Origin of the sequence: Gramella sp. MAR_2010_147 (assembly GCF_900105135.1) — a bacterium.
Lineage (GTDB): Bacteria > Bacteroidota > Bacteroidia > Flavobacteriales > Flavobacteriaceae > Christiangramia.
In genome coordinates, this window is the sequence record NZ_LT629741.1 from 1,421,715 (window position 1) to 1,446,081 (window position 24,367).

Below are 24,367 nucleotides of genomic sequence, written 5' to 3' on the forward strand. Positions count from 1 at the left end.
AATCTTCTTATTCGTCTAATAGCAAATTCAAAGTAACATCTATATTGTCGCGAGTAGCTCTGGAGTAAGGACAAATCTCATGAGCCTCGTTGACCAGTTTTTCACCGGTTTCAACATCTACTCCCGGAATATAAGAATCCAGTGTTGCTGAAAGTTGAAGATTTCCTGAATCAGTCTGACCTAGCTTCACCACCGCTGTAACGCTATAGTCCCCAAGGTCTACCTTATGCTTTTTAGCAACTACCTCCAGGGCACTCCCGTAACATGCCGAATATCCTGCAGCAAATAATTGCTCTGGATTAGAATAATCTCCACCAGCGCCTCCAAGACCTTCTGGCTTTTTAAGTTCCATATCTAGAATACCGTCTTCACTACGTGTACGACCGTTACGACCTCCATGTGTAGTTACTTTAGTTTTATACAAATTCTTCATTGCGTAAAATAATTTAAGTAATTTAGTTTGCTTCAATATACCAAGCATTTGATGATGCCTGAAACCCGAATTCATAAATTTGTCATAAAAATTTAAGCCTATTTTGAGTAAAGAAGAGCAAAAATCAGCCTTAAGCGAGTCTGGGAGTAAACCTGCTTCCGGAAATGTTAGTGCCGAATCTGCTAAAAAGATCAGGAATTTCAGAAAGAATAAATTCTCTGAAAAAGACCTCCTGCAAGATCTGCTGCAAGGAAACAAAACAGCTCTTGGAAGAGGGATCACGCTTATTGAAAGCAATCAAAAAACCCATCAGGAACAGGCAGAATTTCTTATTGAAGGGGCCTTGCCACATGCGCAAAAATCTATAAGAATAGGAATTACAGGCGTACCCGGTGTTGGAAAAAGCACGTTTATTGAAAGTTTTGGCTCTTATCTCATAGAGCAGGGGAAGAAAGTCGCTGTACTTGCTGTAGATCCCAGTAGCTCTGTTTCGCACGGAAGTATTCTGGGAGATAAAACCAGAATGCAGCAATTAGTGACTCAAAAAGATGCCTTTATAAGACCTTCGCCTAGCGGTGATTCTTTAGGAGGGGTTGCAAGAAAAACCAGGGAGAGCATTATTTTATGTGAAGCTGCCGGATTTGATGTGATCTTAATTGAAACTGTTGGTGTAGGGCAAAGCGAAACCACCGTACATAGTATGACAGATTTCTTTCTCTTACTAAAACTTGCCGGTGCCGGTGATGAATTACAGGGTATAAAACGTGGAATCGTAGAGATGGCAGATGCCATTGTGATCAACAAAGCTGATGGAGAGAATCAAAAATCCGCAAGAGAAGCTAAACTTGAATTTAAGAGGGCGCTTCAGCTATATCCCCCAAAGGAAAGTAAATGGAAACCGGACGTTAAATTATGCAGTGCACTTTACAATGAGGGAGTCTCAGATATCTGGAATATGATCACTGAATTTAAGTCTAAGGTAGACGAAAACGGTCATTTTAAGCATAACCGCCAGGAACAAAACAAATTTTGGCTCTACCAGACTATCAATGATTATTTAAAAAGCAGGTTCTATGATGATCCTAAAATAAAAACGGCCTTAAAGGAACAATTACAGCTTATTGAAAATAATAAAACTACTGCCTTTGCAGCCGCAAAGCATTTATTAAGCCTGGCTTAGATCTTTCTTAAGGATCTTAGCGGTCAGAAATTTTCGGAGAATATGGAATAAAACTCCAAATATGGCGCCTATCAGCATTCCGGTTATAACGTCCCCAGGATAGTGTACCCCAAGATAAATACGACTATAAGACACCACTACTGCCCAAATAAGCAGGAATATGAATAATCTAGGATAATGTTTTCTGAATAAAAGACTCAGGAAAACAGCCACTCCGGTTGAATTTGCTGCATGAGCCGAAAAATATCCAAAACTACCACATCTCACAGCGACATATCTCGCATATTCCATCACTCCTTCCTGCCGGCAGGGCCTTGGTCTTTCAAAACCGTGCTTAAAAAGATTTGCCAATTGATCTGTAGCAGTAATTAATAAGGTAATCACCACCATAGTGATCAATGTTGGTTTCCATCCAAATTTTCTGAAGATGAGGTAAAGTAAAATAGCGTAAAGAGGAATTGCCATCCATTTATCGCTAATAGCGATCCATAACCAGTCCCAGGTTTCTGAACCAAGATTATTCAGAAATAAGAAAAGTTCCCGGTCTAATTCAGCTAATTTCTCCATTAGTTGTCTTCGTATCTGTTTACCTCACGATCATAAAACTCGTTCGCCTGGGTGATCAAAGATTCAGCTTCACTGGAAAGTTCTTTTTCATCATCCTTATCAAAATCTTCTAACCATTCTACCTCATCATCTTTCAGATCAATAATAAATCGAGGAAATTCAGTATGAATTACAAAAATTGACTCGGGTAAATCGGTATTATCTCCTAATATAAATTTTGGAAGCTCCATATCTATTTTTTATGCTATTAAATTTTCTTTTGTTCTAATTAATTTTCGGCTTAAGTAATTAAAGCGGAAATATAACAATATTGCCGAGGATGTCAAGCCTGCCAACAAGCCAAGCCATATTCCCATACTACCTAATTGATCTGCCTGCCCAAAATAGAAACTAACCGGGAAGCCGATAATCCAGTAGGCTATAAAGCATATTACTGTGGGGATCTTAACATCCTGCAATCCGCGTAAAGCTCCTAAAATTACCACCTGAATCCCGTCACTTAACTGAAATAATGCTGCAATAATTAATAATTGTGAAGCCAGTGAGATCACTTCAAAATTGTCTATATAAAAAACCGGTAATATATCTTTCAGCAAAATAAAAAGGAGGGCGAATACTGCCATTATCAAAAAAACTAATAGAAATATAGAAAAGCTTATTCTTCTTAGTTCCCTGTATGCTTTTAATCCAACCTGATTTCCTACTCTTATCGTCGCCGTCACACCCAGGCCAACTGCAATCATAAATGTCATGGAGGCCAGGTTTAAAGCAATTTGATTAGCTGCCTGCGGATTTGTACCCAGGTTACCAGCCAGAAATACAGTGGCTGTGAAAATTGCTACTTCAAAGAGCATTTGCAAAGCTGTTGGAAATCCTAAAGACAATATTCTTTTAAAGATAGACCACTTGAGCATTTCCTTTTTAGACCATTTGAAATATTCGGCAAATTTTGATTTCCTCCTTAATATCTCCCATACGAACCAGAGCATAAAAAACCTGGACAAAAGTGTCCCCCAGGCGGCGCCCTCGAGTTCCAGCCTTGGAAAAAACCAGATTCCGTAGATCAATAAATAATTAAATACCACATTTACCACGTTAGCGAGAATGGTTGCATACATGGCATAACGGGTTTGGGAAAGTCCGTCAGCGAACTGCTTAAATGCCTGAAAAGCCATTAACGGCAGCATAGATAAAGCAACAATATTGAGATATGGAATGGCCAGCTCTACTACTTCCTGCGGCTGGTCTAAATAATAAAGCAAAGGTTTGGCGATCAACAGAAGTATAAACAGCAATAAACCATTAATAGTGCTAAGAATAAGTCCGTGATGGAAATAACTTCTTCCGCCTTCAAGATCGTCTGCCCCGTCAGCTTCAGCAATTAAAGGAGTGATGGCAAAAGAAAAGCCAATTCCCATAGACATTGCAATAAAAACCAAAGCGTTTCCCAGGGATACAGCAGCTAATGGAGCGGCGCCTAATCTCCCAATCATTAAATTATCTACAAGACCAACCATGACATGACCCAACTGGCCAAGCATCACGGGATATGCGATATTGAGATTCTTACCGAATTCTTTGGTATAAGCTGAAAGTTGCAAAAACTAGAATTTAGGTTTGCAAAGGTAGATGCTTTAGATTTCTTTTAAAGCGATAAAGATTAAAATTCTTTAAAGTCTCAAAGCTTTAATCTATTATTTCTGTAGTTTCTTTATTGATATTATTAAAACCGTATTTATCTACAAGATAGACCAATGAAGCCATAGTTGCAGCCCCTAATTCTAATTCTCTTTTATTAACCGCATCAAAGGTGTCATTTGCAGCATGGTGATAATCAAAATAACGTTGAGAATCTGGTCTTAATCCCGCAAGAACGGTGTTACCTCCTTTGAGCGGACCAATATCGGCCCCGCTGCCTCCCTGTTCGAAATAATGAATCAGGTATGGCTTGAACAACTTTTTCCAGGAAAGAACTTTATTAAACTGTGCATCGGTCGCGGCAAAAGAAAATCCTCTTGGAGTGAAACCACCGGCATCGCTTTCTAATGCAAATACATGATTCTCTCCCTTATTTTGAGCAACCTCGGCATATTTATTACCTCCGCGAAGTCCGTTTTCTTCATTCATAAAAAGAACAACTCTTAAGGTTTTTTCCGGTTTGTAACCAATTTCCTTAAATAACCTAAGCACCTCCATAGACTGTACCACACCGGCACCATCGTCATGAGCACCATCTCCAAGGTCCCAGGAATCCAGGTGACCGCCAACAACCATGATCTCCTCCGGATTCTTAGAACCGGTGATCTCTCCAATCACATTATAAGACTCTACATCTTTATGTAACTCACAGGTCATTCTGAAATAAAAATCCAGATCTTTCTGAATTTTCAGTATTCCGCTTAAATATTTTGCGTCGTTTGTAGAAATAGCGGCTGCCGGGATTCTTTTATTTGCAGGAGTGTCTCCATAGCCCATAGAACCGGTATGAGGAAAATCGTCCATTCTCAAATTCATAGATCTAACAATCACTCCAACTGCGCCATATTTCGCAGCCTCTTCTGCTCCTGAATATCGCTGGTCTACACAACCGCCATAAGCCTCAAAAGTTTGAATATGGTCTGCACGCATTGGCCTGTTATAAAAAACGATCTTGCCTTCAATATTTTCCCTGCCGTATTCTTTAAGCTGTTCGATGCCCTGAACTTCGATCACTTTGGCTTTAGTGCCTCCTATCGCAGTGGCAATTGACCCCCCAAGGGCAGTAATATTTACGTTTCGGGTGACTCCCGGAGCTGTTTGTACATATGCAAACTCTCTTTCTCCTCTTGTCCATTTAGGAACCATTACAGGTTGTAACCACACTTTATCAAGACCAAGCTTTTCTAGCTCAGCTTTGGTATATTCAACTGCTTGCTGCGCATTGTAAGACCCAGAGAGCCTTCCGCCAATTTCATTAGATAAATGATCCAGCCAGTTGTAGCTCTTCCCGTTGAGAAGGGACATATCGTAAATTTTCCTGATTTGTAGAGAATCTTCAGTAGAATTAGACTGCCCAGAAACAGTAATACCGGTAAAAATTAAGATCAGGACTAAATAGAGAGATTTCATTGCAATACTAATTTTGCCGCTAAATAACAGTATTTTTTTCAGTTTTACGAACCTGGTCTAAATCTTTTCCAGATGAAGCTGCTCCCTATATTCAGCTATATTCTTCTTAATTTCAGGATCCAGCTCAGGTTCTTTTACATCCTTATACTTTACAAGTTCTGAATAAAGAGTTTTTGCGACCAAATATCTGGCGGTATTTTTATCGTCTGCTGGTATCACATACCAGGGTGCTTTTTTAGTAGATGTTCTATTTATGGCATCCTCGTAACATTCCTGATATTCTGCCCATAGTTTACGCTCTTTTAGATCTCCCGGTGAAAACTTCCAGTTTTTACTTGGTTTATCTAATCGTCTTAATAATCGCTGGCGCTGTTCTTCTTTAGAAAGATGGAGAAAGAATTTAAAAATGACCGTTCCATTTTCTGCAACATGCTTTTCAAAATTTCTGATATTCTCAAATCGAGCTTCCCAGAAATTTTCGTCTATATCTTCAATATTATTAATTTCCGGTAAATTTTCATTAAGAATGTATCCAGGATGAACCCTGGTTACCAGTACATTTTCATAATGAGTACGATTAAACACTCCAAATTTTCCTCTTTCGGGCAACGCAATATAATGTCTCCACAAAAAATCATGCTTTAATTCCTTTTCTGAAGGCACTTTAAAACTGTGTACCACCACTCCCCTGCTATTGAAGTCTTTAAAAACCTCCCGTATCAAACTATCCTTCCCGGAGGTATCCATACCTTGTAAACATATAAGTACTGAATATTTCCCGTGTGCATATAATTTATCCTGCCAGTCGCCAAGATCTTTTCTTATCTCTTTCATTGCATCTTTGATCTCAGCTCCCGATGCGTCCAGATCAATTTTGGTTTTAGTAATTTTTAGTTGAATCTTTTCAGATACTTTAAATTCTGAATGGTCTATTTGCTTCATATCATAACTATATCTCAACTAAATATACAATCTTTATAAGAGTTAATTTTTTTATCTTCGCGGCAAATACTTTTTCAGCTTGGACAAACTCGAAAGAAAAGACATTATAGATAAGGTTACCACATTATTAAAGGAGATCCCATCTTCTATGGATATTGTAAAAAAAGAAGGGAACCGTGATGAGAGATTTAGGTATCTCGCAACCCATATGGTGGACAAGGCGATAGAAAAAGATGCCCTGATCGTTTCTGAAAATCGGCAGGGAATTGCCATTCTTTTTAAGACCAGCAAGGGTGATGATAATATATGGAAAGACCTATGGTCCCAGCTAAAGCTGGTTGCCAATGTTACTGGCGTAAGGAATGCTCTTAATATCCTGAAAACTCAAAAGTATATCAAGAATCAACGTCCGCAGCAGGGAGAATATTTATACTGCTGGTTTTGGGGGATTCTCAAGGAATTTCGTGGTGCAGATACTCAGGTTGGCAAAGAAATGAAAGACATTTTCTTTAGGAGTGCCCATGACCTAGGACTGGAATTATATGCAGAAACCCGCGGAAGAACGAATGCTATCGTTTATCAACGGGTTGGTTTTGAACTTTTTCATGAATGGGATCACCCTAGCGGTGATACCATGTACTTCTTAAAATACGATCCTAAGAATCCGAGAAATAAAAGACCTTAGAACCTGCTTCCGAAGAGTTTTACATCTTCATCTGTAATCTCTTTACCCCCAAGAATAAAAAGACGTTCTACAACATTTCGTAATTCACGAACATTCCCGCGCCATTCACTGTCTTTTAAAACATTAATAGCCTCTTTGGTGAATTCTTTTTTGTTAGTACCCTGCTCATTTGCGATCTTTTCACTGAAATAATCAACAAGGAGTGGGATATCATCTTTACGGTCTTTCAATGCAGGTACTTCGATGAGAATTACTGCCAGTCTGTGATAAAGATCTTCCCTGAAATTATTTTCTTCGATCTCTTTTTTAAGATCTTTATTTGTTGCCGCGACTACTCTTACATCTACTTTGATGTCCTTATCGCTACCTACCCTGGAAATTTTATTCTCCTGAAGAGCTCTTAAAACTTTCGCCTGAGCTGAAAGACTCATATCTCCAATCTCATCCAAGAATATGGTTCCCTTATTTGCCGCCTCAAACTTCCCGGCCCTGTCTTTATTTGCTGAAGTAAATGCCCCCTTTACATGACCAAACAGTTCACTCTCAATTAATTCAGAAGGGATCGCGGCACAATTCACCTCTATCATAGGTCCTTTTGAGCGATCACTTTTTTGATGTAGCCAATGCGCTACAAGTTCTTTTCCCGTACCATTTGGGCCTGTGATAAGAACACGAGCATCTGTATGTGCAACTTTCTCTATCATGTTCTTGATAGCGTGTATCTCTTCAGATTCCCCTATCATTTCATAATTCTTGCTCACCTTTTTCTTTAACCTTGTATTTTCTAATACAAGTTCCTTACGATCTAATGCGTTGCGAACAGTATTTAATAAACGATTTAAATCTGGTGGTTTAGATATATAGTCAAATGCGCCAATTTTCATGGTATTTACAGCGGTGTCAAGATCACCATGTCCAGAGATCATCACCACGGGAATTTCTGGCTTCACCTTTTTAACAGCCTCCAATACCTCTACGCCATCCATTTTAGGCATTTTGATGTCGCAAAGAATCAGATCAAAATCTTCATTTTTGACCAATTCCATTCCTTCCAATCCATCTTCAGCTTCTGTTACCTCATAATCTTTACTTTCTTCGGTAAGTATCTTATTAAGCACTCTTCTAATAGAGGCCTCGTCTTCTATCAATAAAATTTTTGCCATTGTAGTATTGTAAATATTAATCTGCTATTAGCGTAAACTGTTTTCGTTCTTCTATAATATAATTTCTATGCACCTATCTTCAAATTTGAAAAGTATTTAGTCGTTCTCACTCATTTCATCGGAATTTTCCACGCCTTTTGGATAGAACATATGGACATCTCTTTGAGGAAATGGAATCGTAATATTATTCAATCTAAACTTATTATTGATCTTAAATCTTAATTCGCTCTTAACTTTTGGATCCACAAAACTGTCTGAAATATAAAAATGGAGACCAAACAGTAGGGCCGAATCGCCAAAATCTTCAAAAAGTACAAATGGTTCAGGTTTTTTTAAAATTCCTTTCTGTTCTCTGGCACATTCCAGTAAAACCTCCCTTACTTGCTCAACATCACTTCCGTAAGAAACACCTACCCTAACCACTTCTCTGGTAGTTTTATGGTTCTGAGTATAATTATAAACGGTGTCACTAATAAATTTATGATTTGGAATGATCATGACCTTGTCATCCCTGGTAAGTGCTCTGGTAGTTCTCAATTTAATTTCAAAAACCCGGGCTACCCTGCCTTCCAGCTCAATAACATCTCCTACCAGCAGCGATTTATCAAGAATAATAAAAATACCACCTATCACATCCTGAAACAACTCCTGTAAAGCGAGACCAAGACCTACGAACAGGGCTGCTGAAGCCGTTAGAAGAATAGTTACATCTACCCCCGTAGAACTTAGCGTAATTAGGATCACTGTCAGATAAACAAAGTATTTTATAAACTTAAATACACTTATAAACTTTAGCTTGTCCTCTTCTAAAAGTTTAGAAGTGATAAATGATCTTATAACGCGCAGCACTACACTGGTTAAAAGAAAAGCAAGAACAATAATGATAACGAGCCCCACGGTCACCCGCATTTCTTCCTCACCAATATGATAACTGAAGCCGGCATTCCAGAAATCCTTTATAAGACCCCAAATATCCTGCTCTATTACTTCGGTCACTTTTTCTTTAGCTGACTGGTCTTGCTGCATACCTAATACTTAAGCCATTTATACAGTTCTTTATAACTCGGTTTCTTTCCATACATCAAAATTCCCACCCGGTAGATCTTGGCAGATAGCCAGAGCACCCCAAAATTAGTGGCAATAAGAACCACGATAGAAATGGTAATTTCCCACCACGGCACGCCAAACGGAATTCTCATCAACATTACAATTGGTGAAGTAAGTGGAATTATAGAAAATATGGTTGAGACCGTTCCATGCGGATTTTCCACCACCGAAAAGAATCCTACATAGATCCCTAATATAAGGGGTAAAATAATAGGAAACATAAACTGCTGTGTATCTGTTTCACTATCTACAGCCGCACCAATAGCGGCATAAATAGCACTATATAAAAAATATCCGCCAATAAAATAGATCACAAAAAAACTAAGAAGACTGGCATAAGGCAATTTGAGAATATCTACTACAAGTTGATTAATTTCAGGTCTTGCAGCGTTTTCTATTGCTTCAGATGCCGGCGACTGCGCGGCAGCAGGATCTATCCCCAGAAAAGTGGAAACTCCCATTAACAATACAGTCCCTAAGATCACCCAGATGGTAAACTGAGTGATTCCCGCAAGAGAGGTTCCCAACACTTTACCCAACAGCAATTGAAATGGTTTAACTGAAGAGACTATGATTTCAATAATCCTGTTGGTCTTTTCTTCAATAACGCTACGCATCACCATATTCCCGTAGATAATAATGAACATCATTAAAAGATAACCCGCCGCACCACCAAAAAACATCTTAATGTAATTTGACATTTTTGAACTTCGTTCTCCAGAAAAATTCTGGATCTGCACACTTACATCAGCCCTAGCTTTATCTATTTCTGTAACATCGATACCCTTTGCTATGAGCTGCTCTCTGGTAATTTTATCTGAAATGGTCTTTTCTATACTTTCAATAGTTCCAAAACCAGGAGTATCTTTCCCGAAAAATTCAATTTCAGAAGGTTTACCAATGCCGGGTTCAATATTAGAAATATGAATTAATCCAAAATATTCTTTTTCCAGTACTTCCTTTCTTGCTGCATCCAGGGTTTTTTGAGAATAATCTAAATATTGCACCTGCTCACCATCCACAAATTCGGTCGCAAACATCCCGCTTTCATCATGAATCCCTATGATCTTTTGTTCTGTACTATTCAACATGCTCAAATAAGCTATAAGCAGTATCATCCCCACAAAAATCAACGGACTCAAAAAGGTCATGACAATGAAGGTCCTGTTTCTAACTCGCGCCAGGTACTCCCGGTTAATGATAAGTCTGAGATTATTCATTTTGAGTCACAGTTTTTATAAAAATATCGTTTACTGAAGGAATCACTTCTACAAAATGATTGATTCGGGCCCTGGGAAGTAAGAACTGGATCAAATCATTGGAAGTTTCATTATCCTTTAATTTGATACTCAATTTAAGATCGTTCTGAATACTTTTAAACCTTGCGGGACCAATTGTAAAATGCTCTTCCAGTTCACGCCTTAAGCTTTGCTCCTCTACAGCATCTAGACCCAGCTCAAAAGTATTAGATTTATACTCTTTCTTTATTTCTGAGACTTTCCCATCCAGTAATTTATTAGACTTGTGAATCAATGCAATGTATTCACAAAGTTCCTCTACGCTTTCCATACGATGAGTTGAAAATAGAATAGTTGCTCCCTCTTCTTTTAACTGAAGGATCTCATCTTTTATAAGATTGGCATTTACAGGATCAAAACCACTAAAAGGTTCATCAAAAATAAGCAATTTAGGGCGGTGTAGCACCGTGATCACAAACTGTACTTTTTGCGCCATCCCTTTAGAAAGTTCCTGTATTTTTTTATCCCACCAACCTTCAATCTCAAGTCTTTTAAACCAGTATTGCAATCTTTCTTTTGCCTCTGCCTTGCTTAAACCTTTAAGCCTGGCGAGATAAAGCGCCTGCTCCCCTACTTTCATAGACTTGTAAAGCCCGCGTTCTTCTGGCAGGTATCCAATGTGCGCAATATCATCTGGATGTAGTGGTTTACCGCCAAGATATACCCTGCCTTCATCGGGCATGGTGATTTGATTTATAATACGAAGTAATGTAGTTTTTCCTGCTCCATTGGGGCCTAAAAGACCAAAAATACTTTCTCTGGGAATATTTATTGAAACATTGTTGAGTGCAGTAAAATTTCCGAAGCGTTTATAGATATTCTCCGCAACCAAAAGATTTTCCATATAGTCTATTGTAGAAGTGTTAAAGATATATAAATACAAAGAGAGTATAAGGCTATTAAGAGGATTTTATAATTTCCCAAACCTCTATAAAAACAAAACCCACCCTTAATAAATTAAGGATGGGAAAAAAATTGCTATGAAAAAGAAAAATTATCACTAAAAGACTTAGTGATTCTCAAATATATAAATTTTTTCTTAAAATTAACTTTTTAAGAAAACATATCTTTAACTTTTTCAAAGAAGGATTTATCGCTTTTTTCAGGATTTGGCTGGAAGTTCTCATCATCAGCCATTCTCTCAAAAAATTCCTTTTGTTCTCTGGAAAGCGTTTTTGGGGTCCATACATTTACATGTACCAAAAGATCACCTTTTCCATAACCATTTATACTACTAATCCCTTTACCTCTAAGTCTCAATATTTTACCTGACTGAACACCTTCTTCAATCTTGATACGAACTTTTCCGGTAACGGTATCAATTTCCCTGGACGAACCCAGGACTGCTTCTGAATAACTTATATAAAGATCATAATGCAAATTATCACCTTCTCTCTGCAATGTGGGATGTTCTTTCTCCTCTATAGCAACCAGCAGATCACCCGGAATTCCGTTTCCTGGAGCATCATTTCCTTTTCCAGAGACCTTTAACTGCATTCCGTCTTCAACTCCTGCAGGAATTTTAATAGAAACTGTTTCCTCCTGCATCACAAGTCCATGCGCATCTGAACCTTCAGGTTTCTTATCTATCATTTGCCCGCTTCCACCACAGGTAGTACATGGAGAAGCTGTTTGCATTCTACCAAGAATCGTGTTGGTCACACGTGTTACCTGTCCTGATCCATTACAGGTATTACAGGTTTTGTAGGTAGTTCCAGAGGCCTGAACTTTACGCTTAACTTTGATCTTTTTCTCACAACCATTAGCGATCTCCTCAAGATTAAGACTTACCCGAATTCTAAGATTACTTCCTTTAGCCCGGCGCTGGCCGCCACCAAACCCTCCAAAACCAGAGAATCCACCGCCGCCAAAACCACCACCGAAAATATCACCGAACTGGCTGAATATGTCATCCATATTCATACCACCTCCGCCACCAAAGCCACCACCTTCAAAGGCCTGGTGTCCAAAACGATCGTATTTAGCTCTTTTTTCCTGATTTCCTAAAACTTCATATGCTTCAGCTGATTTCTTAAACATTTCTTCAGCCTCCGTATCACCAGGATTTTTATCCGGGTGATATTTTAAAGCTTTTTTTCTATATGCTTTTTTAATTTCAGCCGCCGAAGCGTCTTTACTTAAGCCTAATATTTCGTAATAATCTTCTTTCATGTTGGGTTTTTACAAATTTTGTAAAAGCGGTTTTTATTTTCCGGTTACTACTTTTGGGTATCTAATAATTCTTTCCCCAAGTTTGTATCCTGGCTCTACTACATCAACAATCTTGCCTTTAAGATCATCTGATGGTGCTGGAATTTGAGTAATAGCCTCGTGAATTTCTGAATCAAAATCTGATCCGTGCTCCACTTCCATACGTTCAAGACCCTTTGCTTTAAGGGTTTCTTTAAGTTTATTATGGATCAATTCAATTCCTTTCAGAAGATTTTCGTCCCCGGCTTTCTTCAGCTCATTTAAAGCCCTGTCAAAATCATCCATAATTGGTAGCATGGCAGTCATCACCTCCTGATTGGCAGTCTTGAATAATTCAAGCCTTTCTTTTGAAGTACGTCTCTTATAGTTTTCAAATTCTGCAAAAAGTCTTAAGAATTTATCCTTTTCTTTCTGCACATCTTCTTTCAAAAGCTCTTCTTCTGTAAGCTCATCTTCTTTTACTTCGGGCTGTTCGTCATGGTTTTCTCCATTTTCCCCAACCTCTTCAATGGCATCGTCAATTACCTCTTCAACCTGGTCTTTCACCTTTTTATTATCTTCTTTGATTTTATCTTCTTTTCGGCTCATTATTTAAATTTTACTTTCACGCAATTGAAGTCAAAATCGCTGCCAACTCAATTAAAATGTCAAAATGTCACAAGATTTTTTTAATAAAATTTTATGAGACACGAAATACTATTCCAATTACATTTGCGCCGAACTTTTAAAATCATTAAATCTGATGAAAAGAATTTTTTTAAATGCATTTGTAATCGCAGGTCTTGGACTAGCCGTTACCGGATGTAAGAACAATAATAAAGAAGCTGATATGGCAGAAACTAAAGAAGTTGCTACTGCCGAAGCTGAATCAATGGAATTTACAGTAGACACAGCTTCTTCTGTGATCGAATGGAAAGGTGAAAAACCAACAGGAACACATACTGGTACTATTAAGGTTGCAAATGGTTCTTTCATGGCAAACGATAGTGTTGTAGAAAGCGGGACTTTCGTGATAAACATGAATTCTATTGAAGTTACAGATCTTGAAGGTGACCAGAAGTCTAATCTTGAAGCACACTTAAAAGGAACTGTTGAAGGTAAGGAAGGTGATTTCTTTAACGTTAATGAATTCCCGGAAGCTATTTTTGAAGTTACAGGAATTTCTGAAGAAGAAGGTCAGCCAATGTTACAAGGTAACCTTACGATCAAAGAAGAAACCAAAAACATTTCTTTTCCTGTAAACATTTCTAATGATGGTGAAATGATGGAAATTACCAGTGAAGAGTTTACTATTGATCGTACAAAATGGAATGTGAACTATGGTTCAAAATCTGTTTTTGATGGTCTTGGTGACAAATTTATCAATGATGATGTTACCTTGAAGATAAACCTTAAAGCTAAAAAAGCTTAGTTTATAATTTGAATCTAACGAAAAGGCTACCAGTTATGGTGGCCTTTTTTATTTTTAGGTGAGATCACCCAGTGCTCGTGAAAGATTATTATAGGTAAAGTTATACCCGGCACTCTCAATTTTCTTACTACTGACTAATTGACTTGAAAGCACGATCTGCGACATTTCACCCAACAATGTTTTTAATGCGAAAGTGGGAACATTTGGCAACCAAACTGATTTTCCCATCTGGCTTGCCAGGTTTTTAGTAAGTTCTTTATTGGTAACAGGATTTGGTGCTACTGCATTATATACTCCTGTCAGGTTATTTTTAATGGCAAAAAGAAAAATTTCTGCCAGATCATTTATATGGATCCACGATTGCCATTGTTTACCACTACCCAGAGCAGCTCCCATGTTAAGTGAAATAGGTTTTTTTATTTTCTCAAGCATCCCGCCATCCTGTGCAAGTACTAAACCTACACGAATCTTGGCAACATCTAATCCAATAGTTTCAAAATCATCTGCAGATGCTTCCCATTTTTTAACCACTTCTCCAATAAAGTTATCTGCTACTGCGGTTTCATCTTCAAAATATAATTTCTCAAGAGAACTTGGATAGATCCCTATAGCACTGGCCGAAATAAAGTTTTCAACCTCATGGGAATTTTCGCTAAGCTTTTTATGGAGTAAAGCAGCTGTTCTTGTCCTGCTTTTTATTATCGTCTTTTTGTATGAATTAGACCATGGTTCGGCTATACTGGCTCCGGCAAGATGTACCACTGTATGAACATCTTTAAAACAGCCGCCTTCTATTACATCATTTTTCGGGTCCCAGTAAAATCCCTGATAATCATCCTGGTTTTCGATCTTGGACTTACTAGTTGTTAGGTAGTTAATTTTTATTCCCTCCTCACGGCACAAACTACAAAGTTTAGAGCCAATCAATCCTGTTGCACCTGTAATTAATACCCGCATATTTTTTCTTGTTAAGATACATAAGACTCTGCGGGAACACCTAGTTTTACCAGAGGTTTAACGACATTAATCCTTATTTTTAACAGCTCTTAACATCTCGCGTTTGCCAGGAGGCCCTGGAAGTTTTTGAACCTCAAAACCTGATGCGATCATTGCTCTTCTTACACTACCTTTTGCCGCGTAAGTAACCAAAGTCCCATTTCTTTTCAATGCCCGGTACATTAGACTGAAGATCTCCTCTGTCCATAATTCTGGTTGAACTCTTGCGCCAAAGGCATCAAAATAAATAAGATCGTAAAGTCTGGCATCATCAATCTCATCAAATTTTTTATTCATCTTGGTCAGGTAAAAGTCATCAGAAATCATGCATTTCTTTTCCCAGTTACATTCATGTAATTTCAAAAAAATATCCTTTTTATCTTCAGCCTGAGAAGCTTCGGGATAATTCAGCATTTTTACCTCATCTGCCGGAAGAGGATATGCCTCTACTCCAGTATAGTTGATCTTTAAATTAAGTTTATCAGACTCTAATAAGGTTAAAAAAGCATTGAGACCTGTCCCAAAGCCTATTTCCAGAATCGAGAGATCTTTAATAACATTTGTTTCCAGAAAATAATGAAGCCCCATTTTAAGAAAAACGTGCCTGGCTTCCTGAACTGCGCCATGTTTAGAATGATATTGTTCATTCCATTCTGGTAAATGTATGGTAACCGATCCATCGTCGGTTTTTATGATCTTCCTCTCCAATTTATTGTTTTAAAAGCACGCCATTGGCAAGAAAGCCTGGAGTTTTTTTCGTCTGGGTTATGCTCTCGATCTCCTCACTACTTTTACCAGCATCTTCCGCGAAATGCTTTTGATCTTCAATAGAAGTTTCTTCAATAAATGCAATGCCCTGGACGATCACTTCTTTGCTCTCGATATCTTTTGGCACGAAGAAGCCATAATCTTTAAACTTCACCATGGGATCTTCTTCAAAATCAGGTAAATTCAGCGTCATCCAACAACCTTTCATCTTACATACACTGTTAACCGTGGTTCGAAATTTAGCTGAAATGGTGTCCCCGGGTTCTAACGTTTCAAACTTTAGCTTCATTTCTTCATCGCTAAGAGCATTTTCCGGTGCAATTTTCTCCCCAAAACTTTTAAACGTTTCCTGCGTTTTCTGTACCTCAGTGAAAACTTCTTCTCTGCTCGAATCAGCATCTTTACAAGAGGCAATACCGAAGAAAATTATTACAATTAGAATATTATATCTCATATTTCACGTGTATTATAAGGCCTAAAGCCCCAAATTTACCAAAACTTTAGATTTTGATTCTGCTTTTAATTAGGTAAATTTGTAAACTTATCACATAAATATGAAAAATCTAACATCAATGATAGACATCCAAAGAGCTCCCAAATCTAAACTAAGTGAAACTAATTTTGACAATCTGGTTTTCGGGCGCGTCTTTTCAGATCATATGATGGAGTGCGACTATAAAAATGATAAATGGCAAACACCCGTTATTAAGCCATACGGGCCACTTTCGTTAGATCCTTCTGCACGGGTTTTTCATTATGGACAGGCAGTATTTGAAGGTATGAAGGCGTATAAGGATGATAATGATAAAATCTGGCTTTTTAGACCTGATCAAAATTTTGAACGAATCAATAAATCCAGTAAGCGTCTTGCAATTCCCGAATTTCCAAAAGAGTATTTTTTCGAAGCTCTGGAAGAATTATTAAAAATTGATAAGGATTGGATCAAAAAAGGTTTTGGAAACAGTCTTTACCTAAGACCGTTTGTTATTGCTACAGAGGCCGGTGTATCTGCATCTGCAGCAAATGAGTATAAGTTCATGATCATTTGTTCTCCTGCACAGGCATATTATAGTGGTGAAGTGAGAGTTAAGTTTTCAGAAAAATTTAGCCGTGCAGCAGACGGTGGTGTAGGTTTTGCCAAAGCAGCAGGTAACTACGGTGCACAATTTTACCCAACAAATCTTGCTAAAGAAGAAGGTTTCCAGCAGATCATCTGGACAGATGCGAATACCCACGATTATTTAGAGGAAGCTGGAACAATGAATATCTTTTTTAGGATTGGAGATAAACTTGTAACTGCTCCTACCAATGATAGAATTCTTGACGGTGTAACAAGAAAGAGTGTTTTAACACTGGCTGAGGAGTATAATATAGATACCGAAGTTAGAAGGGTTAGCGTTAAAGAAATTGTTGAAGCGGCAGAAAAAGGTGAGCTAAAAGAAATGTTTGGTTCTGGAACAGCGACAGTAATAAATCCTATTGTTGGATTTGGTTATAAAGAACAAAAATTTGAGCTCCCTAAACTGGAAGATTCTTATGCAAAATTCTTTAAAGATAAATTAATGAAGATCCAGTATAATGAAGCTGAAGACAAATTTGGCTGGAGGTACGAGGTAAAATAATCTTCGAATAAATAAAGTGAAAATCCTGGTCTCTGATCAGGATTTTTATTTTTCAGGAGGAAATATTATAGGTAATCTATAAATTCTGTCATTCTCTTTCTTAGCTGAAGGGTTTGCTCTTTTAAAAACAAGATAACCACGTTCATCATCAAGAGATTCAAATTCGATTTTTCCCGAAAAATCAACAAAATCTTCAGTCATCCATTTTCCTTCTGCTTTGATATAAGATTCCGCCAGCGTATTATAATCCTTATCCTGAATTTCTATGGGCGCATTTGCTTCAAAAAACCAATAACCTCTTGCCTTTCCTTTAGTTGTAAGGGGTGAAGTAACATCCATATTTGGTAAGGGCTTTTCAATTTTGATCAAATCTGAAATCGGTTTTTGATAATTGGACTGGAATTGAAAGAATTCTAAAATATTGATCATCCTGGACTTTATGTCTGTCTCCACTTTTCCATAATATTTAATTTTATCCTCCCCCATGGGATCACAATTCTCTAAATCCTTTTGATTTCCCGCTTTATCCACACATTTCGCTTCGAAGTTCTGAATGGGAAAATGGACAAAGACACCACCGTATTCCTTCCAATTCTCAGGTGGGTCTTTAAATCTCAAGAAATAAGCCCAGGATTCTCCAGATTCTAAAACATAGGCTTTACTATTATCCAACTTCAAATCTGAGCTTAAATTGACAGTTTCGCTTGTATTTTCAAAAGATATATGACCTCCGTTTGGGGCATCCACGCCAAAGCCTTGAGGTAAGACTGCTATATAGGCGTTTTCAGGATCTTCATGTATAGCAAATGGTGGATTAAAATTATTATTTTTTAAATAGAGATTAATAACTGGTGATTTACCGGGAAGTTCTGATTCCAGTAGAATAAACTCTTTGGGAAATTTTAAAGAAAATCCCCATTCTTCATTATTATAGGTTTCAATTGAACCTGATGGAGCATCTGAAGATTCTTTATTATCTGAATTATCAGTTTCAGCTTCTTTACTCGTATTATTCTTGCAGGAAATACAACTTAAGACGATTAAGAATATGATAAAGTATCGCATCTTTTTTATTCTTAAGTTAAAAAAATGAGTCAAGTATTATTTTAAAATAATCTAAAAATTATTGATTCAATATTTTAGAGATATTGGGTTTGAAATAATTTGGGCCTTTTAGCACTTTCCCATCTTCCCTATAAATTGGTTTTCCATCAGCACCCAGTTTGCTCATATTACTGGATTGAATTTCTTCAAAAATCTCTTCAATTTTATACTGCATCCCATGCTCTATAATCGTTCCACATAAAATATACAACATATCTCCCAGGGCATCTGCCACTTCTGCTAGATCATCATTATTAGCCGCATCCAAATATTCCTCATTTTCTTCCTTCATTAAATTAAAACGAAGCAGATTTTTAGCTTCTCCAAGACTCGCAACAGGCTTTTCTTCTATACCCAGTCCAAATGCCGAATGAAACTCTTTTACGGCAGCAATTCTTTTCTTCATATTGATTCAAGCTTTAAAAAGTTAACTTTGCATAAAAATAACCAAAATGTTTTCTACCGGACAACTAATATTCGCAGGTCTATTCCTTGTTTCTTTTATAATTGTCATGTTCTTTAGTTATAGAAAAGATAAAAGCCTGCATAAAAAATACTACAAAGGGAGCCTTTATGTACTGGCAGGCTTTATAATATTTATACTGCTTCTTTTTTTCATTAAAACCAAGCTGAATCATTAGTTCTATAGGAATTAACTTACGCATGATTTCTTAATTTAATTATATTAGCATTACCTAATTACAACCAGACATGAAAATCTTTAAGTATCTCTTATTTCTAAGCCTAATTTTTATAATTGGCGCCTCAATATACATTGCAACTAAAGATGGTAAATTTCAGGTGGAGCGAACTTTAATGATGGAAGCACCCCGGGAGATAATATTTAATGAAGTTAATGATTTTACTACCTGGAAAAATTGGGAACCATGGTCACAGGAAACAGACGACATGATTATAAATTATGGCGAAAAAACAACTGGCGAAGGTGCTTCCTATTCATGGCAAAGTGAAAAGATGGGAGATGGGAAAATGAGAACCATCAATGCTAAACCTCATAGCAGCCTGCAACAGGAACTCACTTTTATCACTCCATTTGGTGAATCTACCAGCGAAGTCTACTGGGAGTTTGAACCACAAGGTGACAGCACACTTGTAAAATGGGGAATGATGGGTGAGCAAACTTTTATGGAAAAAGCTGCATTCATTTTTCAAGATGAAAGCCTGGCTGAAATGATGCAACCAATGTTCAGCAAAGGACTAAATAATCTTCAGGAAGAGATCACTGTTAAAATGAACAGCTACACTATTAATATTGATGGCATAACACAACATGGCGGAGGCTATTATATGTATATCACTACTGCCAGCAAAATAAGTCAGGTAAGCGACCGAATGGAAAAAATGGTTACTGAGGTTGGCAATTTTATGGCTACAAACAATATTGAACAGGTGGGAAAACCATTCATTTTATATAATGAATGGAATGAAGACCAGGGTACTGCAATCTATTCAGCTGCTTATTTCACACCTAGCGAAGTGGTTACCACAACTGAAAGCAGTATCTTAAATGGATTCATGCCTAATCAAAGAACCTTAAAAACTACTCTTAAAGGAGATTATAAGAATCTTAAAGAAGCATGGGATTCTTCTTATGCCTATCTTCAGAAGAATGGTTTAAAGGCTGCTGAAAATGCCAAAGCCTTTGAAGTGTACATAACAGGCCCAAAGGACAATGCAAATCCCGCAGAATGGATTACCAATATATATATCCCTCTGGAACAGGTAATTGAAAATCGAAATGATTAAAAATCTTCTTCTTGTATTTATTGGAGGTGGATTAGGCAGCAGTTTAAGATATATCTTAAGTAAATATCTAAATGCCTCGTCACTTATACCCTACGGCACCTTTCTGGTAAATATAGTTGGAAGTTTATTACTCGGTATAATTTTGGGTTGGGCTTTAAAGTCCAACACACTTAACAACCCTCTTAACCTCCTGCTAGGCATTGGTTTTTGCGGGGGCTTCACTACATTCTCTACATTCTCTTTCGAGAATTATTCCTTAATTAAATCTGGAGATTATTTAAGTTTTTCCATTTACTTTTTTGGAAGTATTATTTTGGGAATTCTGGCAGTTCTTGCCGGAATTTTAATTTCAAAGCTCTTCTAGCCGACAAATTACAATACTAAATTCTTAAAAATTTATATTTTGAATAAACACCCCTAAAATAATAGGGGTGTTTATTTTTTATTTCATAAAAATCACCCTAGCCCCCTTTCGAAATACAGGTTAACTCATTCATTTTATTAAATTTGATCACTTATCAATACTTAATTATGAAAAAAATTGAAGCAATCATTCGAAAATCAGAATTCGATGAAACCAAAGAAGCCCTTCATGCCATAGGGGTCACCTTTTTTAGTTATTGGGATGTAACTGGAGTGGGTAATGAGAAAGTAGGTCATGTTTATCGTGGTGTTAGTTATAGCACTGCAGATATTCAACGTAGATACCTGTCTATAGTTGTCACCGATTCTTTCGTAGAAAAAACCATAGATACGCTGCTAAAAACTGCTTATACCGGCAAAGTTGGTGACGGAAAGATCTTTGTCTTACCGGTAGAGGAAGCTTACCGTATTAGAACCAAAGAAAAAGGTGGGGAATCCCTTGAATAAATAATTAAAGAATACTAACGATTAAGAAATTATGGAAGGACTATTAACTATAAATAACGTATGGATGATGATCTGTACCGGCCTGGTGTTTTTCATGCACCTCGGTTTCGCATTATTAGAAATAGGTTTAACGAGACAAAAGAATACGATTAATATATTATTCAAGAACCTCTTTATTATTACCATGGGACTTCTCCTGTACTGTCTTTTAGGATTCAATCTAATGTACCCCGGAGAATTCAATGGATTTTTAGGCTTCGCAGGATTTGGACTAAGCAGTCCCCTGGCAGATGGAAGTCTTGACCTCGCTTATAGCGAAGGTTATACCTACTGGACAGATTTTCTCTTTCAGGGAATGTTCGCAGCCACCGCAGCAACCATCGTTTCTGGTGCTGTTGCCGAAAGGATCAAGCTAAACAGCTTTATGGTATTTGTAATATTATATGTTGGAATTATTTATCCTATTGCGGGCTCCTGGAAATGGGGTGGTGGATTTCTTGATGAAATGGGATTCTATGATTTCGCGGGCTCTACACTTGTTCACTCTGTTGGTGGATGGGCAGCACTGGTTGCCATCTGGCTTTTGGGTGCCAGAATAGGAAAATTTAAAGATGGTAAGATTGGTGCTTTTCCCGGGCATAATATGCCATTTGCTACTGCCGGTGTGATCATACTCTGGTTAGGCTGGTTTGGATTCAACGGTGGATCTGTACTTTCAGCAGATCCTGAATTAACTTCATTAACACTGGTAACAACATGCTTAGCCGCTGCTGCTGGCGGGGTAGCCTCGTTTATATTCTCCACAACGCTTTATAAAAATTATGACATCACCATGTTCTTAAACGGAATTTTGGGTGGACTTGTAGGTATAACAGCAGGTGCAGATCAAATGTCTCCAACAGATGCCATTCTAATTGGTGCAGTCGCAGGAGTGATCATCGTACTCGGGGTTGCTCTAATAGATAGAATAAGACTGGATGACCCTGTGGGCGCTGTTGCTGTTCACTTAATATGCGGAATTTGGGGAACACTCGCTGTTGGTATTTTCGGAAATATGGCAGGATTCGACCAGTTTATCACTCAGCTTATTGGAGTAGCTTGTTATGCCGCGATTTGTATTGTTGGATCTTTTATTATTTTCTATGTCCTAAAAATCACTATTGGAATCAGGGTATCAGCCAAAGAAGAAACCGAAGGTCTTGACATGCATGAGCATGGCATGGATGCGTATCCCGATTTCGGCTTAAATCAACACTAAGAACAAAATTGGCTAAATAAAAAACGGAGCGTTCCTCCAAACGCTCCGTATAAAATAACCACTTATAATTCATGATCAATAGATCAACCGAGTCACAACACTATGAGTTAAATCAAATTAATCAATATCATTATGAAAGCAATTACATCATCAAAATTAGTAAAATTTCTGTTTTTATTACCTATAGCGCTCTCTACTTCTTCCCTCATTGCACAAGAAGAAGAGGAATCACCAAAATTCACTATAAATGGTAGTATAGATGCCTACTTTAGAACCAATTTCAATGGTTTAAATAAGGCTGTAGAACTAGTAGGGGGCGACGAGGTTTCCTTTACTCCTGCTGCTCCTGCCTCATCGTTTGCCAACGATCCTGGATTCGCTATCGGGATGGCTAATGTAATATTGGGTTATGAAGGAGATAAAGTTGGGTTTGTGGCCGACCTGGTTTTTGGACCACGAGGAGAAGATGCTGTGTTTCTTTCTCAGCCTTCCACAAATATTGTAAACCAGCTTTATGCCTATTATAAAGTAAACGATGCTCTAAAATTTACTTTAGGAAACTGGAATACATTTTTGGGCTATGAAGTAATCTCACCCGTTGCAAATTTCAACTATTCTACTTCATATATGTTCTCCTACGGACCCTTTTCTCATACGGGATTAAAGGCAGATTTCAGCTTTGACGATAACTGGACGGGAATGCTGGCTGTTATGAACCCAACAGACTACACTGAATTCAATCCTATTGGAAAATATTCTCTTGGCGCCCAATTAGGATACTCCAATGCTTATGGAAATGCTTATCTTAATTTCATTTATGGCGAACAATCACTTTCAGACGATGCTTTGTTTCAGATTGATCTTACTACCGGTTGGGATCTTACAGAAAGCTTTTATTTAGGATTTAACGGGACCTATCAAGATACAGAAGGAATAGGCTTTTATGGAGCGGCACTGTATCCGCAACTTGCCTTTTCTGAAAGTTTTGGACTAGGATTAAGAGCAGAATATTTTAAAGAACTGGAAGAAGGTGGTCCTGCTTATGGAGCAGATGTAAGATCTCTGGACTTTACATTAACCGCAAGTTATAATGTTGGTGGCTTAATTATTAAGCCAGAACTGAGACTTGATAGTATCTCTGAAGAAGTCTTCTTAGACAAGGACCTACAAGCTACAGATAATTTATCGTCATTTGTACTTGCAGCGATTTATGCATTTTAATCAATGACCTTTAAATGCCTTTACGCCGGCAAATATTTCTACATCAAGATCATTCTCTTTGGGTGGGATAGGACAGGAATATTTGCCGCTGTAGGCACAATAGGGATTATAAGCCTTATTAAAATCTATATAAACTTCCCTGGATTCTGGTATCCTAAAATCTATATACCTCCCTCCTGCGTAAGTACTTTCACCATTAGTGAGATCTGTAAAAGGCAGGAACAGGTAATCAAAATATTCAGGATCCTGGGTTAGTTCCTGGTTCTGATATAAGTTCAGTTTAAAGTCTTTACCTTTATAAGTGAAATATAATTCTCCGTATTTAACATACACAGGCATCCTTTCTGTACTGGTTTTCATAGCAAATGGCGATTCTGCAGGGGTTCTTACAAAATCAGCCTTTACTATATATTCTGAATTGACCTCAAAAAACTCAAGTCCGTTAAATTCTTTCAAGTCTTTTTCTTCTAAAGGAGATTCTTCAGGATCTGCATATTCTTTATTCAGCTCTTTCTGAAATTCTTCCGCACTGGCTATAAGATCAGTTTGCTGCGCCACTAAATTATTGAGACTTAATAATAAAAAGAAAAGGCAAAAACTGATTATTCTAATTCTAGTCATGGGTTATGTTTTCAAACATTCAAAATTAATGATTA

28 protein-coding genes are annotated in these 24,367 nt (G+C 37.5%); 10 read left to right on the forward strand and 18 right to left on the reverse strand.

Features of this window, described 5'->3' with window-relative positions; all coding sequences use genetic code 11:
• Positions 1-7: 7 nt before the first annotated feature.
• Positions 8-433 (reverse strand): organic hydroperoxide resistance protein, encoded by a 426-nt coding sequence (locus BLT95_RS06465; RefSeq protein WP_089666863.1) that lies wholly within the window; start codon positions 431-433, stop codon positions 8-10.
• Positions 434-536: 103 nt separating this feature from the next.
• Here BLT95_RS06465 and meaB point away from each other — a divergent pair, with 103 nt between their 5' ends.
• A complete protein-coding gene (gene meaB / locus BLT95_RS06470; protein WP_089665299.1) occupies positions 537-1,613 on the forward strand; it encodes a methylmalonyl Co-A mutase-associated GTPase MeaB in 1,077 nt (358 codons plus the stop codon).
• Here meaB and BLT95_RS06475 read toward each other — a convergent pair.
• The 5 genes from BLT95_RS06475 to BLT95_RS06495 all read right to left on the reverse strand — a co-directional run bounded on the left by BLT95_RS06475 (position 1,599) and on the right by BLT95_RS06495 (position 6,230).
• On the reverse strand, positions 1,599-2,180 hold the full coding sequence (locus tag BLT95_RS06475; RefSeq protein WP_089665300.1) for a phosphatase PAP2 family protein: 582 nt from the start codon (positions 2,178-2,180) through the stop codon (positions 1,599-1,601). The two genes, meaB and BLT95_RS06475, sit on opposite strands and share 15 nt — an antisense overlap.
• Positions 2,180-2,410, reverse strand: a complete 231-nt coding sequence (locus BLT95_RS06480; RefSeq protein ID WP_011708436.1) for a hypothetical protein — start codon at positions 2,408-2,410, stop codon at positions 2,180-2,182. The genes BLT95_RS06475 and BLT95_RS06480 overlap by 1 nt, the downstream gene beginning before the upstream one ends.
• Before the next feature lie 9 nt (positions 2,411-2,419).
• The gene (locus BLT95_RS06485; protein WP_089665301.1) at positions 2,420-3,781 is read right to left on the reverse strand and encodes an MATE family efflux transporter; all 1,362 of its coding nucleotides are present in this window, start codon (positions 3,779-3,781) and stop codon (positions 2,420-2,422) included.
• 85 nt (positions 3,782-3,866) lie between these two features.
• Positions 3,867-5,288 (reverse strand): M28 family peptidase, encoded by a 1,422-nt coding sequence (locus tag BLT95_RS06490; protein WP_089665302.1) that lies wholly within the window; start codon positions 5,286-5,288, stop codon positions 3,867-3,869.
• 57 nt (positions 5,289-5,345) lie between these two features.
• On the reverse strand, positions 5,346-6,230 hold the full coding sequence (locus BLT95_RS06495) for a PPK2 family polyphosphate kinase (protein ID WP_089665303.1): 885 nt from the start codon (positions 6,228-6,230) through the stop codon (positions 5,346-5,348).
• Positions 6,231-6,309: 79 nt separating this feature from the next.
• On the opposite strand from BLT95_RS06495, the gene BLT95_RS06500 reads away from it, so the two are divergent.
• Positions 6,310-6,915, forward strand: coding sequence for a hypothetical protein (locus BLT95_RS06500; protein WP_089665304.1), 606 nt, complete (start codon positions 6,310-6,312; stop codon positions 6,913-6,915).
• Here BLT95_RS06500 and BLT95_RS06505 read toward each other — a convergent pair.
• From BLT95_RS06505 to BLT95_RS06530, 6 genes are all read right to left on the reverse strand, one after another.
• On the reverse strand, positions 6,912-8,078 hold the full coding sequence (locus tag BLT95_RS06505) for a sigma-54 dependent transcriptional regulator (protein ID WP_089665305.1): 1,167 nt from the start codon (positions 8,076-8,078) through the stop codon (positions 6,912-6,914). The genes BLT95_RS06500 and BLT95_RS06505 overlap by 4 nt on opposite strands.
• A gap of 96 nt (positions 8,079-8,174) precedes the next feature.
• Entirely contained in the window at positions 8,175-9,104 is a 930-nt protein-coding gene (locus BLT95_RS06510) for a mechanosensitive ion channel domain-containing protein (protein ID WP_089665306.1), read from the reverse strand.
• 2 nt (positions 9,105-9,106) lie between these two features.
• A complete protein-coding gene (locus BLT95_RS06515) occupies positions 9,107-10,405 on the reverse strand; it encodes an ABC transporter permease (RefSeq protein ID WP_089665307.1) in 1,299 nt (432 codons plus the stop codon).
• On the reverse strand, positions 10,398-11,327 hold the full coding sequence (locus BLT95_RS06520) for an ATP-binding cassette domain-containing protein (protein WP_089665308.1): 930 nt from the start codon (positions 11,325-11,327) through the stop codon (positions 10,398-10,400). Before BLT95_RS06520 ends, BLT95_RS06515 begins: the two co-directional genes overlap by 8 nt.
• A gap of 209 nt (positions 11,328-11,536) precedes the next feature.
• Positions 11,537-12,655: a molecular chaperone DnaJ gene (gene dnaJ / locus BLT95_RS06525; protein WP_089665309.1), complete on the reverse strand. Its 1,119-nt coding sequence runs from the start codon at positions 12,653-12,655 to the stop codon at positions 11,537-11,539.
• Positions 12,656-12,688: 33 nt separating this feature from the next.
• Entirely contained in the window at positions 12,689-13,282 is a 594-nt protein-coding gene (locus BLT95_RS06530) for a nucleotide exchange factor GrpE (protein WP_089665310.1), read from the reverse strand.
• 154 nt (positions 13,283-13,436) lie between these two features.
• Between BLT95_RS06530 and BLT95_RS06535 the strand changes: the two genes are divergently transcribed.
• A complete protein-coding gene (locus BLT95_RS06535; RefSeq protein ID WP_089665311.1) occupies positions 13,437-14,105 on the forward strand; it encodes a YceI family protein in 669 nt (222 codons plus the stop codon).
• A 54-nt stretch (positions 14,106-14,159) separates the two neighbouring features.
• On the opposite strand, the gene BLT95_RS06540 is transcribed toward BLT95_RS06535, so the two are convergent.
• The 3 genes from BLT95_RS06540 to BLT95_RS06550 form a co-directional block, all read right to left on the reverse strand.
• The gene (locus BLT95_RS06540; protein WP_089665312.1) at positions 14,160-15,062 is read right to left on the reverse strand and encodes a TIGR01777 family oxidoreductase; all 903 of its coding nucleotides are present in this window, start codon (positions 15,060-15,062) and stop codon (positions 14,160-14,162) included.
• Positions 15,063-15,128: 66 nt separating this feature from the next.
• A complete protein-coding gene (gene mnmD / locus BLT95_RS06545) occupies positions 15,129-15,809 on the reverse strand; it encodes a tRNA (5-methylaminomethyl-2-thiouridine)(34)-methyltransferase MnmD (protein WP_089665313.1) in 681 nt (226 codons plus the stop codon).
• Position 15,810: 1 nt separating this feature from the next.
• Positions 15,811-16,323, reverse strand: coding sequence for a DUF4920 domain-containing protein (locus BLT95_RS06550; RefSeq protein WP_089665314.1), 513 nt, complete (start codon positions 16,321-16,323; stop codon positions 15,811-15,813).
• Positions 16,324-16,423: 100 nt separating this feature from the next.
• On the opposite strand from BLT95_RS06550, the gene BLT95_RS06555 reads away from it, so the two are divergent.
• Positions 16,424-17,491 (forward strand): branched-chain amino acid aminotransferase, encoded by a 1,068-nt coding sequence (locus BLT95_RS06555; RefSeq protein WP_089665315.1) that lies wholly within the window; start codon positions 16,424-16,426, stop codon positions 17,489-17,491.
• Positions 17,492-17,536: 45 nt separating this feature from the next.
• Here BLT95_RS06555 and BLT95_RS06560 read toward each other — a convergent pair whose 3' ends face one another.
• Together BLT95_RS06560 and BLT95_RS06565 are read right to left on the reverse strand one after the other, a co-directional pair.
• Positions 17,537-18,556, reverse strand: coding sequence for a Gmad2 immunoglobulin-like domain-containing protein (locus BLT95_RS06560; protein WP_089665316.1), 1,020 nt, complete (start codon positions 18,554-18,556; stop codon positions 17,537-17,539).
• Positions 18,557-18,614: 58 nt separating this feature from the next.
• Complete coding sequence (locus tag BLT95_RS06565) at positions 18,615-19,001, reverse strand: nucleoside triphosphate pyrophosphohydrolase family protein (protein WP_089665317.1); 387 nt, start codon at positions 18,999-19,001, stop codon at positions 18,615-18,617.
• 46 nt (positions 19,002-19,047) lie between these two features.
• On the opposite strand from BLT95_RS06565, the gene BLT95_RS14465 reads away from it, so the two are divergent.
• The 6 genes from BLT95_RS14465 (at position 19,048) to BLT95_RS06595 (ending at position 23,711) form a co-directional block, all read left to right on the forward strand.
• On the forward strand, positions 19,048-19,236 hold the full coding sequence (locus BLT95_RS14465) for a hypothetical protein (RefSeq protein WP_089665318.1): 189 nt from the start codon (positions 19,048-19,050) through the stop codon (positions 19,234-19,236).
• 70 nt (positions 19,237-19,306) lie between these two features.
• The gene (locus BLT95_RS06575) at positions 19,307-20,362 is read left to right on the forward strand and encodes a GyrI-like domain-containing protein (RefSeq protein ID WP_089665319.1); all 1,056 of its coding nucleotides are present in this window, start codon (positions 19,307-19,309) and stop codon (positions 20,360-20,362) included.
• A complete protein-coding gene (gene crcB, locus BLT95_RS06580; protein WP_172822609.1) occupies positions 20,358-20,726 on the forward strand; it encodes a fluoride efflux transporter CrcB in 369 nt (122 codons plus the stop codon). The genes BLT95_RS06575 and crcB overlap by 5 nt, the downstream gene beginning before the upstream one ends.
• Before the next feature lie 167 nt (positions 20,727-20,893).
• Positions 20,894-21,232, forward strand: a complete 339-nt coding sequence (locus BLT95_RS06585) for a P-II family nitrogen regulator (RefSeq protein WP_089665321.1) — start codon at positions 20,894-20,896, stop codon at positions 21,230-21,232.
• A gap of 31 nt (positions 21,233-21,263) precedes the next feature.
• Entirely contained in the window at positions 21,264-22,490 is a 1,227-nt protein-coding gene (amt, locus tag BLT95_RS06590; RefSeq protein ID WP_089665322.1) for an ammonium transporter, read from the forward strand.
• Between the two features lie 132 nt (positions 22,491-22,622).
• Positions 22,623-23,711, forward strand: coding sequence for a porin (locus tag BLT95_RS06595; protein WP_089665323.1), 1,089 nt, complete (start codon positions 22,623-22,625; stop codon positions 23,709-23,711).
• On the opposite strand, the gene BLT95_RS06600 is transcribed toward BLT95_RS06595, so the two are convergent.
• Positions 23,712-24,332 carry a DUF1684 domain-containing protein gene (locus BLT95_RS06600; protein ID WP_089665324.1) on the reverse strand — a complete coding sequence of 207 codons (621 nt, stop codon included), beginning with the start codon at positions 24,330-24,332 and terminating at the stop codon, positions 23,712-23,714. It abuts the gene before it with no gap.
• Positions 24,333-24,367: the final 35 nt, after the last annotated feature.

What these genes read in the sequence shown, in the direction of transcription:
- BLT95_RS06465 (WP_089666863.1), bottom strand. Translation starts at nt 433, where the DNA reads ATGAAGAATTTGTATAAAACTAAAGTAACTACACATGGAGGTCGTAAC.
- BLT95_RS06475 (WP_089665300.1), bottom strand. Translation starts at nt 2,180, where the DNA reads ATGGAGAAATTAGCTGAATTAGACCGGGAACTTTTCTTATTTCTGAAT.
- BLT95_RS06480 (WP_011708436.1), bottom strand. Translation starts at nt 2,410, where the DNA reads ATGGAGCTTCCAAAATTTATATTAGGAGATAATACCGATTTACCCGAG.
- BLT95_RS06490 (WP_089665302.1), bottom strand. Translation starts at nt 5,288, where the DNA reads ATGAAATCTCTCTATTTAGTCCTGATCTTAATTTTTACCGGTATTACT.
- BLT95_RS06495 (WP_089665303.1), bottom strand. Translation starts at nt 6,230, where the DNA reads ATGAAGCAAATAGACCATTCAGAATTTAAAGTATCTGAAAAGATTCAA.
- BLT95_RS06505 (WP_089665305.1), bottom strand. Translation starts at nt 8,078, where the DNA reads ATGGCAAAAATTTTATTGATAGAAGACGAGGCCTCTATTAGAAGAGTG.
- BLT95_RS06510 (WP_089665306.1), bottom strand. Translation starts at nt 9,104, where the DNA reads ATGCAGCAAGACCAGTCAGCTAAAGAAAAAGTGACCGAAGTAATAGAG.
- BLT95_RS06515 (WP_089665307.1), bottom strand. Translation starts at nt 10,405, where the DNA reads ATGAATAATCTCAGACTTATCATTAACCGGGAGTACCTGGCGCGAGTT.
- BLT95_RS06520 (WP_089665308.1), bottom strand. Translation starts at nt 11,327, where the DNA reads ATGGAAAATCTTTTGGTTGCGGAGAATATCTATAAACGCTTCGGAAAT.
- dnaJ (WP_089665309.1), bottom strand. Translation starts at nt 12,655, where the DNA reads ATGAAAGAAGATTATTACGAAATATTAGGCTTAAGTAAAGACGCTTCG.
- BLT95_RS06530 (WP_089665310.1), bottom strand. Translation starts at nt 13,282, where the DNA reads ATGAGCCGAAAAGAAGATAAAATCAAAGAAGATAATAAAAAGGTGAAA.
- BLT95_RS06535 (WP_089665311.1), top strand. Translation starts at nt 13,437, where the DNA reads ATGAAAAGAATTTTTTTAAATGCATTTGTAATCGCAGGTCTTGGACTA.
- BLT95_RS06540 (WP_089665312.1), bottom strand. Translation starts at nt 15,062, where the DNA reads ATGCGGGTATTAATTACAGGTGCAACAGGATTGATTGGCTCTAAACTT.
- BLT95_RS06550 (WP_089665314.1), bottom strand. Translation starts at nt 16,323, where the DNA reads ATGAGATATAATATTCTAATTGTAATAATTTTCTTCGGTATTGCCTCT.
- BLT95_RS06555 (WP_089665315.1), top strand. Translation starts at nt 16,424, where the DNA reads ATGAAAAATCTAACATCAATGATAGACATCCAAAGAGCTCCCAAATCT.
- BLT95_RS06560 (WP_089665316.1), bottom strand. Translation starts at nt 18,556, where the DNA reads ATGCGATACTTTATCATATTCTTAATCGTCTTAAGTTGTATTTCCTGC.
- BLT95_RS06565 (WP_089665317.1), bottom strand. Translation starts at nt 19,001, where the DNA reads ATGAAGAAAAGAATTGCTGCCGTAAAAGAGTTTCATTCGGCATTTGGA.
- BLT95_RS14465 (WP_089665318.1), top strand. Translation starts at nt 19,048, where the DNA reads ATGTTTTCTACCGGACAACTAATATTCGCAGGTCTATTCCTTGTTTCT.
- BLT95_RS06575 (WP_089665319.1), top strand. Translation starts at nt 19,307, where the DNA reads ATGAAAATCTTTAAGTATCTCTTATTTCTAAGCCTAATTTTTATAATT.
- BLT95_RS06585 (WP_089665321.1), top strand. Translation starts at nt 20,894, where the DNA reads ATGAAAAAAATTGAAGCAATCATTCGAAAATCAGAATTCGATGAAACC.
- amt (WP_089665322.1), top strand. Translation starts at nt 21,264, where the DNA reads ATGGAAGGACTATTAACTATAAATAACGTATGGATGATGATCTGTACC.
- BLT95_RS06595 (WP_089665323.1), top strand. Translation starts at nt 22,623, where the DNA reads ATGAAAGCAATTACATCATCAAAATTAGTAAAATTTCTGTTTTTATTA.
- BLT95_RS06600 (WP_089665324.1), bottom strand. Translation starts at nt 24,332, where the DNA reads ATGACTAGAATTAGAATAATCAGTTTTTGCCTTTTCTTTTTATTATTA.